The organism is Amphibiibacter pelophylacis (genome assembly GCF_037688875.1).
Classification (GTDB): domain Bacteria; phylum Pseudomonadota; class Gammaproteobacteria; order Burkholderiales; family Burkholderiaceae_C; genus Amphibiibacter; species Amphibiibacter pelophylacis.
In genome coordinates this window covers 134773-147037 of sequence record NZ_JAWDIE010000005.1, presented here as the reverse complement: position 1 = coordinate 147037, position 12265 = coordinate 134773, and the positions used below count along the sequence as shown (strand labels likewise).

At 67.5% G+C, this 12265-nt stretch carries 14 protein-coding genes and 1 tRNA gene; 7 read left to right on the top strand and 8 right to left on the bottom strand.

The window, feature by feature from the left end:
• The 6 genes from RV045_RS04790 to RV045_RS04765 all read right to left on the bottom strand — a co-directional run bounded on the left by RV045_RS04790 (window position 1) and on the right by RV045_RS04765 (window position 3467).
• The gene (locus RV045_RS04790) at window positions 1-510 is read right to left on the bottom strand and encodes an NADH-quinone oxidoreductase subunit NuoE family protein (protein ID WP_423234626.1); all 510 of its coding nucleotides are present in this window, start codon (window positions 508-510) and stop codon (window positions 1-3) included.
• Complete coding sequence (locus tag RV045_RS04785) at window positions 507-1760, bottom strand: NADH-quinone oxidoreductase subunit D (RefSeq protein WP_423234625.1); 1254 nt, start codon at window positions 1758-1760, stop codon at window positions 507-509. Before RV045_RS04785 ends, RV045_RS04790 begins: the two co-directional genes overlap by 4 nt.
• Window positions 1761-1784: 24 nt before the next feature.
• Window positions 1785-2396, bottom strand: a complete 612-nt coding sequence (locus RV045_RS04780) for an NADH-quinone oxidoreductase subunit C (protein ID WP_423234624.1) — start codon at window positions 2394-2396, stop codon at window positions 1785-1787.
• Window position 2397: 1 nt separating this feature from the next.
• On the bottom strand, window positions 2398-2880 hold the full coding sequence (locus RV045_RS04775; protein WP_423234623.1) for a NuoB/complex I 20 kDa subunit family protein: 483 nt from the start codon (window positions 2878-2880) through the stop codon (window positions 2398-2400).
• A 65-nt stretch (window positions 2881-2945) separates the two neighbouring features.
• The gene (locus tag RV045_RS04770; protein WP_423234622.1) at window positions 2946-3305 is read right to left on the bottom strand and encodes an NADH-quinone oxidoreductase subunit A; all 360 of its coding nucleotides are present in this window, start codon (window positions 3303-3305) and stop codon (window positions 2946-2948) included.
• 77 nt (window positions 3306-3382) lie between these two features.
• Window positions 3383-3467 (bottom strand) — tRNA-Leu (locus RV045_RS04765).
• Window positions 3468-3659: 192 nt separating this feature from the next.
• On the opposite strand from RV045_RS04765, the gene RV045_RS04760 reads away from it, so the two are divergent.
• Both RV045_RS04760 and RV045_RS04755 read left to right on the top strand, forming a co-directional pair.
• Complete coding sequence (locus tag RV045_RS04760; protein ID WP_423234621.1) at window positions 3660-4007, top strand: hypothetical protein; 348 nt, start codon at window positions 3660-3662, stop codon at window positions 4005-4007.
• 56 nt (window positions 4008-4063) lie between these two features.
• Window positions 4064-5245: a Wzz/FepE/Etk N-terminal domain-containing protein gene (locus RV045_RS04755; RefSeq protein WP_423234620.1), complete on the top strand. Its 1182-nt coding sequence runs from the start codon at window positions 4064-4066 to the stop codon at window positions 5243-5245.
• A 93-nt stretch (window positions 5246-5338) separates the two neighbouring features.
• Here the strand turns inward: RV045_RS04755 and RV045_RS04750 are convergent, their stop codons facing one another.
• Together RV045_RS04750 and RV045_RS04745 are read right to left on the bottom strand one after the other, a co-directional pair.
• The gene (locus RV045_RS04750) at window positions 5339-6706 is read right to left on the bottom strand and encodes a TolC family outer membrane protein (RefSeq protein WP_423234619.1); all 1368 of its coding nucleotides are present in this window, start codon (window positions 6704-6706) and stop codon (window positions 5339-5341) included.
• A 29-nt stretch (window positions 6707-6735) separates the two neighbouring features.
• Window positions 6736-7410, bottom strand: a complete 675-nt coding sequence (locus RV045_RS04745) for a protein-L-isoaspartate O-methyltransferase family protein (RefSeq protein ID WP_423234618.1) — start codon at window positions 7408-7410, stop codon at window positions 6736-6738.
• 90 nt (window positions 7411-7500) lie between these two features.
• On the opposite strand from RV045_RS04745, the gene RV045_RS04740 reads away from it, so the two are divergent.
• From RV045_RS04740 to radA, 5 genes are read left to right on the top strand one after another with little or no spacing between them, the layout of a single operon-like run.
• Window positions 7501-8097: a DUF1439 domain-containing protein gene (locus tag RV045_RS04740; RefSeq protein ID WP_423234617.1), complete on the top strand. Its 597-nt coding sequence runs from the start codon at window positions 7501-7503 to the stop codon at window positions 8095-8097.
• 7 nt (window positions 8098-8104) lie between these two features.
• Complete coding sequence (locus RV045_RS04735; protein ID WP_423234616.1) at window positions 8105-8824, top strand: trimeric intracellular cation channel family protein; 720 nt, start codon at window positions 8105-8107, stop codon at window positions 8822-8824.
• Window positions 8811-9803, top strand: a complete 993-nt coding sequence (locus tag RV045_RS04730) for a PfkB family carbohydrate kinase (RefSeq protein WP_423234615.1) — start codon at window positions 8811-8813, stop codon at window positions 9801-9803. Before RV045_RS04735 ends, RV045_RS04730 begins: the two co-directional genes overlap by 14 nt.
• Complete coding sequence (locus RV045_RS04725; RefSeq protein WP_479722904.1) at window positions 9800-10816, top strand: pseudouridine-5'-phosphate glycosidase; 1017 nt, start codon at window positions 9800-9802, stop codon at window positions 10814-10816. Before RV045_RS04730 ends, RV045_RS04725 begins: the two co-directional genes overlap by 4 nt.
• A complete protein-coding gene (gene radA / locus RV045_RS04720; protein ID WP_423234614.1) occupies window positions 10813-12231 on the top strand; it encodes a DNA repair protein RadA in 1419 nt (472 codons plus the stop codon). Before RV045_RS04725 ends, radA begins: the two co-directional genes overlap by 4 nt.
• Window positions 12232-12265: the final 34 nt, after the last annotated feature.

The following is a 12265-nucleotide window of genomic DNA, read 5'->3' as shown; positions in this document are numbered from 1 at the left end:
TCAGGCCCCTTTTTTCGCAGCGCCCTGCAGCTTGTCCAGCAGGCGGTCGAGTTTGTCGTGGCTCATGTAGCTGAGCATCTGGCGGTCGTTGACCAGCAGCACCGGCGCGTCAGCGCAGGCCCCCAGACACTCGCTCTCCTGCACCGTGATGGCGCCATCGGCCGTGGTTTCGCCCTTGTGCACGCCCAGGCGCTGGCAGACGTGTTCCAGGGCGTCCTGTCCGCCGCGAAGCTGGCAGGGCAGGTTGGTGCAGACGTTCAGTTTGTACTGACCCACCGGCTTCTGGTTGTACATGTTGTAGAAGGTGGTCACCTCCTGCACCGCCACCGGCGCCATGCCCAGGTAATCCGCAATGGCGACTTCAGCCGCGTGGCTGACGTGGCCCTGCTCCTGCTGGACGATGGACAGGCAGGCCATCACCGCAGACTGCTTCTGCTCGGGCGGGTATTTGGCCACTTCGCGGTCAAAGCGCGCGCGGGTGGCATCGGAAAGAGTCAGGGGCGCATTCATCGGTCGATCTCGCCAAAAACGATGTCCATGGTGCCGATCACGGCCACGGCGTCGGCAATCATGTGGCCACGCGCCATCTCGTCGAGCGCAGCCAGGTGGGGGAAGCCGGGCGCACGAATCTTCATGCGGTAGGGTTTGTTGGCCCCGTCGCTGATCAGGTAGATGCCGAACTCGCCCTTGGGGTGCTCGACGCCCTGGTAGACCTCGCCCTCGGGGACGTGCATGCCTTCGGTGAAGAGCTTGAAGTGGTGGATCAGGCCTTCCATGTCCGACTTCATGGCGTTGCGCTTGGGCGGCGCCACTTTCAGGTTGTCGGTGATCACGGGGCCGGGGTTCTTTTTCAGCCAGTCCACGCACTGCTTGATGATGCGGTTGGACTGGCGCATTTCCTCGACGCGCACCAGGTAGCGGTCGTAGGTGTCACCGTTGGTGCCGATGGGGATATCGAACTCCATGCGGTCGTAGACATCGTAGGGCTGGAACTTGCGCAGATCCCACGCAATGCCCGAACCGCGCAGCATGGGGCCGGAAAAGCCCATGTTTTTGGCGCGCTCGGGGCTGACCACGCCGATGCCCACAGTGCGCTGCTTCCAGATGCGGTTGTCGGTCAGCAGGGTTTCGTACTCGTCCACATAGCGCGGGAAGCGCTGGGTGAAGTCGTCGATGAAATCCAGCACCGAGCCCTGGCGGTTCTCGTTCAGGCGGGCGATCTCGCGGGCGTTGCGGATTTTGCTGGCCTGGTGCTGCGGCATCTGGTCGGGCAGATCGCGGTAAACGCCACCCGGACGGAAGTAGGCCGCGTGCATGCGCGCACCCGACACGGCTTCGTAGACGTCGAAGAGATCTTCGCGCTCGCGGAAGCAGTAGATCAGGATGTTCATCGCGCCGCAGTCGATCCCGTGCGCGCCCAGCCACAGCAGGTGGTTGAGCAGGCGGGTGATCTCGGCAAACATCACGCGGATGTACTGCGCACGCACCGGCACCTCGATGTCGAGCATTTTCTCGACCGCCAGGCAGTAGGCGTGCTCGTTGCACATCATCGAGACGTAATCCAGCCGGTCCATGTAGGGCAGGTTCTGGATGTAGGTCTTGGTTTCGGCCAGCTTTTCGGTGGCGCGGTGCAGCAGGCCGATGTGCGGATCGGCGCGCTGGATGACTTCGCCGTCCAGCTCGAGCACCAGGCGCAGCACGCCGTGTGCGGCCGGATGCTGCGGCCCGAAGTTCAGGGTGTAGTTCTTGATTTCAGCCATGGTGCTTCGCCTTGGTGCCCGGTCTCAGTGCAGACCGCCGTAGCGGTCCTCGCGCACCACGCGCGGGGTGATTTCGCGCGGATCGATGGTCACGCTCTGGTATTTCACGCGGCGGTTTTCTTCGTCGTAAATCATTTCGACGTGGCCGGTCAGCGGGAAATCCTTGCGCATGGGGTGGCCGATGAAGCCGTAGTCGGTGAGGATGCGGCGCAGGTCGTTGTGGCCTTCGAAAATCAGGCCGTAAAGGTCAAACGCCTCGCGCTCGAACCAGTTGGCAGCCGACCACACGGCGGTCAGGCTGTCGACCACCGGCCAATCGTCGTCGGTGGGCGCCACGCGCAAGCGCAGGCGGCAGTTGTGTTTAATGGACAGCAGGTGGGTGACCACGGCGTAGCGCGGCCCGTCCCAGGGCATGTCTTTCCAGGTCGAGTAATCGACGCCGCACAGGTCGATCAGCACCTCGAAGGCCAGATCAGCGTGATCGTGCAGCTCGCGGGCGACGCCCAGATAGTCGGCGGCATTCACCACGAGGGTGAGCTGGCCACGGTGCTCGATGAACTGACGGGCGCGCTCGCCCAGAACAGCCTGCAGGCGGGATTTCAGGGTGGCGATGTCGGTGTAGGGGGCGCGGTTCATCTCAGACCTGACGGGCAATGGTGTTTTCGCGGCGGATCTTGGCCTGCAGCTGCAGGATGCCGTAGAGCAGCGCCTCGGCGGTGGGCGGGCAGCCCGGCACGTAGACGTCCACCGGCACGATGCGGTCGCAGCCGCGCACGACGCTGTAGCTGTAGTGGTAATAGCCACCGCCGTTGGCACACGAGCCCATGCTCAGCACCCAGCGCGGTTCGGCCATCTGGTCGTAGACCTTGCGCAGTGCGGGCGCCATTTTGTTGCACAGCGTGCCGGCCACGATCATCAGATCGGACTGACGGGGGCTGGGGCGGAACAGCATGCCGAAACGGTCGATGTCATAGCGCGCCGCACCGGCGTGCATCATCTCGACCGCGCAGCAGGCCAGACCGAAAGTCATCGGCCAGAGCGAACCGGTCTTGGACCAGTTCATCAGGGTGTCAACCGAGGTGGTGACGAACCCTTCTTTCAGGACACCGTGGATACTCATTTCACTCTCCGGAGCAGCAGGCTGCCATCATCGGACAAACGCTGCAGGCTGTCGCAGCAGCCGGGTCATTCCCAGTTCAGCGCGCCTTTTTTCCACTCGTAGACAAAGCCGACGACCAGGATGGCCAAAAACACCATCACTGACATGAAGCCCATCAGGCCGATGTCCTTGAGCGCCACCGCCCAAGGGAACAGAAAAGCAATTTCCAGGTCAAACAGAATGAAGAGGATGGCGACGAGGTAGTAGCGCACATCAAACTGCATGCGGGCGTCCTCGAAAGCCTCGAAGCCGCATTCGTAAGGGGAGTTCTTCTGGGGATCAGGCCGGTTAGGCCCCATCACCGAGCCCAGGAGCATCGGTGCCACGCCAATGACGACGCCCACAACGATGAACAGGATAACGGGCAGATATTCTTGCAGGTCCATGTTGCTGCATGCCTTTTGCGATCGACCTGCCAGAAGGGCAGACCGGAATTGACGCGACCCACAGCCCGTGAGTCATCTGGTGCCGACGACGAGACTCGAACTCGTACAGCTTTCGCCACTACCCCCTCAAGATAGCGTGTCTACCAATTTCACCACGTCGGCCTGAGTGCTGGTCAGCAAGTTAGCGCCATCACAGGCGACAGTCTTACGGGGTGACCAGTCCAGAGCAGCGGGATTGTAGCCCAAAAAGTCCGAGCTCCTGCCCTGAAACGGCCTGCAAAGCCGCTGCGCGCTGCGGTCACTGCCCTGCCAGACGGCCAGTCAACAAGCCACTTTGGCTGCAGAATGAACGGCTTGCGTCACAGCCCACCCCTCGCCATGCGCCAGAAAGACAGCACCGTCATTCACCTTCACGCGGGTGCTCCAGTACAGCCGCCCCTGGGAGCGCCCTGCAATGGCTGCGGCGTGTGCTGCGCGCTGTCGCCCTGCCCGCTGGGCCGCGTGCTGACCCAGCGCCTGAGCGGCCCCTGCGCTCTGCTGCGCTGGCAGGAAGACGCCGGCCTGTACCGCTGCGGGGCACTGGCAGCGGCCGCGGCGGCCCCCTGGCCTTTGCGCAGTGCGGCGCAGGCTCTGGCCGGGCGCTGGATCGCCGCTGGCCAGGGCTGCGACTGCCCGTCGCGCGCAGAGCCGTCAGCAAGGTAGAATCCGCACTTCGCGCGACTTCCCCAAGCCCTTGATCTCCGGGCCATTTTCAGACCATGCACCCCCAAGACCCCGCGTCCGCCGCCGCCCCCTTCGAGGACGAAGACGAAATCAGCCTGCTCGACCTGCTGCGCGTCGTCGCTGAAAACCTCTGGCTGCTGATTCTGGGGCCGCTGCTGATCGGCCTGGCGGCGCTGGGCATCACCTTCGCCATCACGCCGACCTTTACCGCCACCACCACCTTTCTGCCGCCCCAGCAGCAGCAGAGCGCAGCGGCCAGCATGCTGCAGAGCCTGGGCGGCCTGGCCAGCCTGGCGGGCGCCGCCACCGGCATCAAAAGCCCCAGCGACCAGTACGTGGCGTTTCTGGGCACCAACACCATCATGGACGCCATGATCAAGCGCTTCGATTTGAAAAAGCGCTATGAGCAGGAAACCCTGGACGGCACGCGCAAGGCGCTGAAGGCCAAAACGCAGACCGACGACGGCAAAAAAACCGGCCTGATCAGCGTCAGCGTCGACGACAAAGACCCCAAATTCGCCGCCGAACTGGCCAACGCCTACGTGCAGGAACTGGGCAAGATGCTCGACCGCGTCAGCCTGACCGAGGCCCAGCAGCGCCGGGCGTTCTTCCAGAAGCAGATGGACGAGGCCCAGAAAAAGCTGGCTGATGCCGAAAGCGCCTTGGGCGCCAGCGGCGTCAACGCCAGCACGATCAAGCTCAGCCCGGACACGGCGATCGCTGTCGTGGCCACGCTGCAGGCCAAAATCGCCGCGCTGCAGGTGCAAATGGCCGCCATGCGCGGTTACCTGACCGAGAACGCGCCCGAGTTCCGCCAGGCGCTGGACCAGATGAAAGCCCTGCGCGAGCAGCTGGCCGAGGCCCAGCGCCGCGATCAGGACAGCGGCCTGCCCGCCAGCGTCGATTCGGGCTACATCAACAAATACCGCAATTTCAAGTATCAGGAAACGCTGTTCGAGATGATGGCCAAGCAGTACGAGGTCGCCCGCATCGACGAAAGCCGCGAGGGCGCCGTCATCCAGATCGTCGATCCGGCGATGCCGCCTGAGCTCAAATCCAAGCCCAAAAAGGGGCTGATCGCTGTTCTGGCGACGCTGGGCGCCGGGTTTGTGCTACTGCTCTTCGTCTTTGTGCGCGAAGCCTGGCGCAACGCCCGCAATGACCCGGAAGCGGCCGAGAAAATCGAAGCCATCCGCCAGGCGCTGAGCCGCCGCTGAAGCAGAATCCCGGCGACGGCCCCGCTCCCAAAAAGAAACCGGCTTCAAGGCCGGTTTCTTTTTGGGGTGCATGGCTCTGAGCCAGTCAGGCGCTCAGGGCTTGGCGGGCTGCAGCCTGTCGTCCAGCTCGGCCAGATCCTGGTCGGTGATGGCGCCCGCCGCACGGCGCAGCCCCAGATAAGCCGACAGCGCACCGTAGCGCGCCTGGTCCAGGTCGCGCCGGGTCTGGTAGACCTGGTTCTGGGCGTTGAGCACATCCAGACTGGTGTTCATGCCGACCTCATAACCCAGACGCGCCGCCTTGAGCAGCAGCTCGGCCGACGATACAGCGGTGCGCAGCGCCAGGGCCTGCGCCTGCGTCGAGCGCAGGGTGTAAAACGCCGTGCGCGTTGCCTGCGTCACGCTGCGGCGCGCCGCTTCCTGCTGCTGGCGGGCGGCGTCGAGCAGCGCCAGCGTTTCGCGCAGGCGGTTGTCGTTCAGGCCGCCGGTGTAGAGCGGCATGTTGAAGTTGACACCGACCTGGCCGGTGCCGCTGCGCGCACTGCCCGACACCCAGCCCGCCCCCGGTACACGGCTGCGCGACTGGTCGCGGGCGACACCCACCTGACCCACCAGCGCCAGCGTGGGCGCGTCCTGGGCACGGGCCAGCGCCACGTCCAGTTCGGCGCTCTGGGCGGCCAGCGCGGCCTGCTGCACGGCAGGCGACAGGCTCTCGGCCAGCGCCACCCACTCGTCCACCGTTTCGGGGCGCACGGCCAGCATCGAGTTTTTGTCGGCCAGCGCGGTGGGTTTGAGCTCCCAGGGCGTCACGTCGGCCTGGCCGGTGATCTGCGCCAGGGCCAGCTGGCGCGTCTGCACCGTGTTGCGCGCCGACAGCAGCTGCGCCTGCAGGACATCGACCTGCGCCTGCGCCTGGCGCGAATCGGTGACCGTCGCGTTGCCGACCTCGAAATTGCGCGTGGCAAATTTGAGCTGGCCCTGGGCCGCGTCCAGCGCCGATTCCAGGGCGCGGACGGCAGATTGGGCGGTCAGCACGTCAAAGTAAGCCTGCGACACGCGCTGGATCAGATCCTGCCGGGCCGCTTCGAGCGTGGCGCGCGCAATGTCCTGCCCGCGCTGCGCCTTCTCCACCGTGAGGCTGCTGGCGCGGTTATAGAGGCTCTGCTGCGCGGAAACGCCCAGCGCCAAGCCCAGCTTCTGGGCCGATTTGGCCGTCTGGCTGTCGGGGGTTTCTGCGGCCTGAACCGTGGCGCTGCCGGTCAGGCCGAGCTGCGGACGCAGTGCCGCGCGGGCCTGTTCCACCTTGTAGGGCACAGACGCGGCCTGCGCCTGCGCGGCCCGCCAGGTCGCGTCGGACTGCAGGGCCTGCGCCAGCACCTCGTGCAGGGACTGTGCCTGCGCGCCGCCCGCCGCCAGCAGCACCGCAGCCGCAAGGACGCCCCGGCGCCAGGCCGTTGGCACGGAGAAGCAGCAGGAGCGGTGCGCGCGCATCAGAAAACGAATTCGCGGGGTTCGGCGACCAGGCCCAGCAGCGCTGGCGCCCAGGTCTCGAACAGGGGTTCGCTGCGCACCCGGCCATCCACCCGGCGCAGACGGCTGGCGACCATCAGCGGATCAGCCACTCGGCCGACAATGCCGACGATGAGGCCATTCGGGTGCAGCGTGGCCCACAGCGCATCGGGGATGGACGGCAGCGATCCGGCCAGCAGCACGGCGTCAAAGCCGTTGCCTTCCGACGGAATGGCCGAACCCGCCTGCAGGCGCACGCGGCTGCCGCGCAGGTTTTTTTCGGCCTGCTTGAGCAGGGCCGGACTTTGCTCGGTGGCCAGGACCTCGCAGCCCAGATCGGCCAGCAGCGCGACCATGTAGCCGGTGCCCGCGCCGATCAGCAGAATGCGGCGTGCAGTGGGCACGAGCGCGGTGACGGTGTCATGCACCAGCCGCGCCTGCACTTTGGGACTGAGCATGATCTGGCCATCGTCCAGCGGCAGCTCGCAATCCATCAGGGCCAGTTCGCGTTGCGCGGGCGGGACGAAATCTTCGCGGTGCACGCGCGACAGCGTCGCCAGAACGGCTTCGTCGAGCACATTCCAGGGGCGAATCTGCTGCTCGATCATGTGATAGCGGGCCTGCTCCCGCGCTTCGGGAGTCATCGGTGTGCTCATGGAACCCTCTTTCTGTGGAGTCTGCTATTTTATCGGGAAAGATTCCGCCCGCGCACGCGCGGCCTATGCCTTCTGCCCCCAGGGACACCCATGCCCGACACCGCTGTCTTCTCTACTGCCATCCGGGCTTTGCGGCCTGATCTGCAGCGCCGTCGTCTGCTGGCCGCCGGCGCGCTGCTGCCGCTGCTGGCGGCCTGCAAAAACCCGCTGGGCCCGGACGGGCTGAGCCTGACGCGCGAGCAGCTCAACCAGGCACTGGCCACGCGCTTTCCCATGGAGCGACGCGTGCTGGAGGTCCTGACCGTGCAGCTCTCGACGCCGCAGGTGACGCTGCTGCCGCAGGACCAGCGTCTGGGCACCGCTCTGGCGCTGGCGGTGCGCGACCGGATTTTCGATCTGCAGGCGCGCGGCCGTGTGGCGCTGACCTACCGCCTGCGCTACGACCCCAGCGACGGCAGCATCCGCATGAGCGATGTCAACGTCGACCAGCTCGAACTGGCCAGCGGGGCCACGGCGCTGCAGGGCTATCTGCAGCGCATCGGCAGCGTGCTGGCCGAGCAGTTTTTCAACGATCTCAGCCTCTACACGCTCAGCGCCAGCCAGCGCCAGATGCTGGGCACACTGGGCCAGCCGGTGATCGAGATCAGCGCCGACCGCCTGCGCATCCGGCTGCAGCCGGCGTCCTGACTCCGCCATGTCCGCCGACCTTGCTCTGGCCCTGCCAGCCCATCTTCCCGCTGATCTGCCCCTGCAGGCCTGGGGGCAGACGCTGCAGCTGCTGGTCGAGCTGGGCGGCACCGCCGCGTTTGCCCTGTCGGGCGTGATGGAGGCTGCGCGCAAGCGCCTGGACCCTGTGGGCGTGTGCGTGGTCGGTTGCCTGGCGGCCTTTGGCGGCGGCACGGTGCGCGATCTGCTGCTGGACCAGCGCCCGTTTTTCTGGGTCAGCCACGAAAGCACATTGTGGGCCGTGCTGCTGCTGTGCGCGCTGTCCATGCTGTTTCTGCGCGACAGGCATTTCTCCATCACCGAACGCGCCATGCTCTGGCCCGACGCGCTGGGACTGGGCCTGTTCACCGCCGCCGGGGTGCACCAGTCCATCGCCGCCGACATGCCCGCGCTGGTGACCGTGCTGCTGGGCGTCATCACCGGCACGTTTGGCGGTGTGCTGCGCGACATGGTCTGCAACGAGATTCCCGCCGTGCTCAAAGACCACCGCCCCTACGCGCTGTGTGCGTTTGCGGGCGCCTGGCTGTGCCTCGGTCTGGTCGCGCTGGGCCTGCCAGGCTGGATCAGCGTGCTGGCCTGCGTCGCCCTGACGGCCGGATCGCGGGGGCTGGCGGTGCGCCGCGGCTGGCAGATTCCGCACTGGCGCTCGGGCTCGCCCGGGCCGGAGAACCCCCATGACCGGCACTGACACCCCCTGTGCCGTGGTGGTCGGCGGCGCCAATGTGGACGTGCTGGCCCGCACGCACACGGCCGGACTGGCGGGCGATTCGCTGCCCGGCGACATCGGCGTGAGCGCGGGCGGCGTGGCGCGCAATATCGCCGACAACCTGGCGCGGCTGCTGCAGGCCCCAGGCGGGCCTCAAGGGCAGGTTCATCTGCTGTCGGCCTGGGGCAGCGATCCGCTGGGCCTGTGGCTGCGCAGCAGCACCGAAGCCTGCGGCGTGGACACCACCGGCGGCTGGGCGCCCAAGGGCGCGCGCAGCGCCGCGTATCTGGCGCTGCACGATGCCACGGGCGAACTGGCCGGCGCCGTCAACGACATGGCCGTGCTGGCGGGCTGGCCCGCGATGCACCTGGCCGACGCGCTGCGCCCGCGGCTGTCAGGCAGCGCCGCGCTGGTGCTCGATGGCAACCTGTCGCCCGAGCAGATCGACGCGGCCCTTAACAGTACCGGGCCACTGCCGCCGCTGTTTGTGGACCCGGTCTCTGCCCACAAAGCTGCGCGCTGGCGGCCGTGGCTGTCGCGCATCCACACCCTGAAACCCGACCGCCTGGAAGCCGCCGTGCTGCTGGGCCTGGACCCCGCGCTGACGCACGACGCCCAGCGTCTGATCGATGGCCTGCACGATGCGGGCGTGGCCCGCGTTTTCCTGAGCGGTGGCCCCCAGGGCCTGCTGTGGAGCGTGCGCGATCCCGGCCAGCCGGCGCAGAGCGGCCTGCAGCCCAGCCTGGTGCGCGGCGTGGTCAACACCAGCGGCGCGGGCGACGCGCTGATGGCGGCGCTGGTGTATGGTCATCTCCTGCTGGACGACTGGACCTGGCCTGAGCGCGTGCGCTGGGCCAGCGCCTGTTCGGCCCTGACGGTGGAAAGCCCGCACACCGTCGCCCCCGACCTGACCCCGGCCGCCGTGGCGGCCTTGCTTGACGAAATTAACGCTCCGACATGAACTCTTCTGCCTCCGCATCCCTTCCCGCCGCCCTTCCTTCCGCCCTTCCCGGCGTGCCCTGTGGCCCGCTGCTGGCCGAGCGCCTGCAGATCCAGCCCGAGGTGCGCGAAGCCCTGCACAGCGGCCGCCCCGTGGTCGCGCTGGAGTCGACCATCATCTCGCACGGCATGCCCTACCCGCAGAACGTCGAAACCGCCCTGCAGGTGGAAGCCGCCGTGCGCGATCAGGGCGCCGTTCCGGCGACGATGGCGATCCAGGAAGGACGTCTGTGCATCGGCCTGTCGACCGCGCAGATCGACACCCTGGGCCGCGCCGGACACGCCGCCACCAAAGTCAGCCGCCGGGATCTGGCCAGCGTGCTCAGCCAGGGGGGCCTGGGCGCCACCACGGTCGCCTCGACGATGATGCTGGCCGCGTGGGCCGGCATCCGCATCTTCGCCACCGGCGGCATCGGCGGCGTGCACCGGGGCGGCGAGCGCAGCATGGACATCTCGGCCGACCTGCAGGAGCTGGCGCGCACGCCGGTGGCCGTGGTCTGCGCCGGGGCCAAATCCATCCTGGATCTGGGCCTGACGCTGGAATATCTGGAAACGCACGGCGTGCCCGTCGTCGGCTACCAGACCGACGAGCTGCCCGCCTTCTTCAGCCGCGAGAGCGGCCACGCCGTGCCGCTGCGCCGCGACAGCCCGGGCAGTCTGGCGCAACTGCTGCACACGCACTGGGGACTGGGCCTGAGCAGCGGCTGCGTCGTGGCCCACCCGATCGCACCCGAGCACGCGCTGGACGCCGACCAGATCGACGACACCATCGCCCGCGCACTGGACGAGGCCGAGCGCCAGGGCATCCACGGCAAGGCCGTGACGCCCTTCCTGCTGGCGCGGGTGAACGAGCTCAGTGGCGGACGCAGCCTGGCCAGCAACATCCAGCTGGTGCTGGGCAACGCCCGCCTGGCGGCGCAGACCGCTGTGTCGCTGTCGGCGCTGTCGGCGCTGAACGCCCCGGGCGCAGCATGAACCTGGGCCAACCGGCGGCGGGCAAAACGGCGGGCAAGGCCCCCGCCAAAGGCGCGGGCAAATCGCAGTTCGTGTGCCGCGACTGCGGCAGCGTCCAGCCCAAATGGCTGGGCCGCTGCCCGGACTGCAGCGCCTGGAACACGCTGGAAGAAACGGCTGCCGCGCCCCCTGCCGCCGCAGCGGGGCGCAACCGCTTTGCCGCGCTGACTGCCAGCCAGCCCGTGACGCGCCTGGCCGACATCGCCGCCAGCGAGGTCGAGCGCCAGCCCACGGGCCTGGACGAGCTGGACCGCGTGCTGGGCGGTGGCCTGGTCGCGGGTGGCGTCATCCTGATCGGCGGCGACCCGGGCATCGGCAAAAGCACGCTGCTGCTGCAGGCGCTGGACGCGGTCTCGCAGCGCCTGCGCGTGCTGTATGTGACGGGCGAAGAATCGGGCGCTCAGGTGGCGCTGCGCGCGCACCGCCTGGGGCTGTCCGGCCAGAACGTGCACGTGCAGGCCGAAACGCATCTGGAAAGCATCCTGGCCACACTGGAGCGCGAACAGCCCGATTTCTGCGTCATCGATTCCATCCAGACCGTGTACAGCGACCAGCTGACCAGCGCCCCGGGTTCGGTGGCGCAGGTGCGCGAGTGCGCGGCCCACCTGACGCGCGCCGCCAAATCCAGCGGCTGCACGCTGGTGATGGTCGGCCATGTGACCAAGGAAGGCGCGCTGGCCGGGCCGCGCGTGCTGGAGCACATGGTCGATACGGTGCTCTACTTCGAGGGCGATACGCACAGCAGCTTCCGCCTGGTGCGCGCCATCAAGAACCGCTTTGGTGCTGTCAACGAGATCGGCGTTTTCGCCATGACCGAGCGCGGCCTGCGCGGCGTGAGCAACCCCAGCGCCATCTTCCTGTCCACGCAGGGCGCGCCGGTGCCCGGATCGTGCGTGCTGGTCACGCTGGAGGGCACGCGGCCGCTGCTGGTCGAAATCCAGGCGCTGGTGGACAGCGGCGGGCCCAGCCCGCGCCGCCTGTCGGTCGGCCTGGAGCGCGACCGCCTGGCCATGCTGCTGGCCGTGCTGCACCGCCACGCAGGCGTGCAGACCTACGATCAGGACGTCTTCGTCAACGCCGTGGGCGGCGTGCGCATCAGCGAACCGGCCGCCGATCTGGCCGTGATGCTGGCCATCCAGGGCAGCCTGCGCTCGCGGGCGCTGCCCGAGGGTTTTCTGGCCTTTGGCGAAGTCGGCCTGGCCGGAGAAGTCCGCCCGGCGCCGCGCGGGCTGGAGCGGCTGAAGGAAGCGGCCAAGCTGGGCTTTCGCCACGCCATCGTGCCGCAGGCCAATCTGCCCAAAAAGCCGGTTCCGGGGCTGGAAATCACCGCTGTCTCGCGCATCGAAGAGGCCATGGAAGCCGTGCGCGGGTGGTAGAGTTCCAAGCTTGTCGTGCGCCCTGGAGTTGTGA

Bases quoted from the DNA above. Each gene is read 5' to 3' on its own strand.
- RV045_RS04790 (WP_423234626.1), bottom strand. From the start codon at position 510: ATGAATGCGCCCCTGACTCTTTCCGATGCCACCCGCGCGCGCTTTGAC.
- RV045_RS04785 (WP_423234625.1), bottom strand. From the start codon at position 1,760: ATGGCTGAAATCAAGAACTACACCCTGAACTTCGGGCCGCAGCATCCG.
- RV045_RS04780 (WP_423234624.1), bottom strand. From the start codon at position 2,396: ATGAACCGCGCCCCCTACACCGACATCGCCACCCTGAAATCCCGCCTG.
- RV045_RS04775 (WP_423234623.1), bottom strand. From the start codon at position 2,880: ATGAGTATCCACGGTGTCCTGAAAGAAGGGTTCGTCACCACCTCGGTT.
- RV045_RS04770 (WP_423234622.1), bottom strand. From the start codon at position 3,305: ATGGACCTGCAAGAATATCTGCCCGTTATCCTGTTCATCGTTGTGGGC.
- RV045_RS04755 (WP_423234620.1), top strand. From the start codon at position 4,064: ATGCACCCCCAAGACCCCGCGTCCGCCGCCGCCCCCTTCGAGGACGAA.
- RV045_RS04745 (WP_423234618.1), bottom strand. From the start codon at position 7,410: ATGAGCACACCGATGACTCCCGAAGCGCGGGAGCAGGCCCGCTATCAC.
- RV045_RS04740 (WP_423234617.1), top strand. From the start codon at position 7,501: ATGCCCGACACCGCTGTCTTCTCTACTGCCATCCGGGCTTTGCGGCCT.
- RV045_RS04735 (WP_423234616.1), top strand. From the start codon at position 8,105: ATGTCCGCCGACCTTGCTCTGGCCCTGCCAGCCCATCTTCCCGCTGAT.
- RV045_RS04730 (WP_423234615.1), top strand. From the start codon at position 8,811: ATGACCGGCACTGACACCCCCTGTGCCGTGGTGGTCGGCGGCGCCAAT.
- RV045_RS04725 (WP_479722904.1), top strand. From the start codon at position 9,800: ATGAACTCTTCTGCCTCCGCATCCCTTCCCGCCGCCCTTCCTTCCGCC.
- radA (WP_423234614.1), top strand. From the start codon at position 10,813: ATGAACCTGGGCCAACCGGCGGCGGGCAAAACGGCGGGCAAGGCCCCC.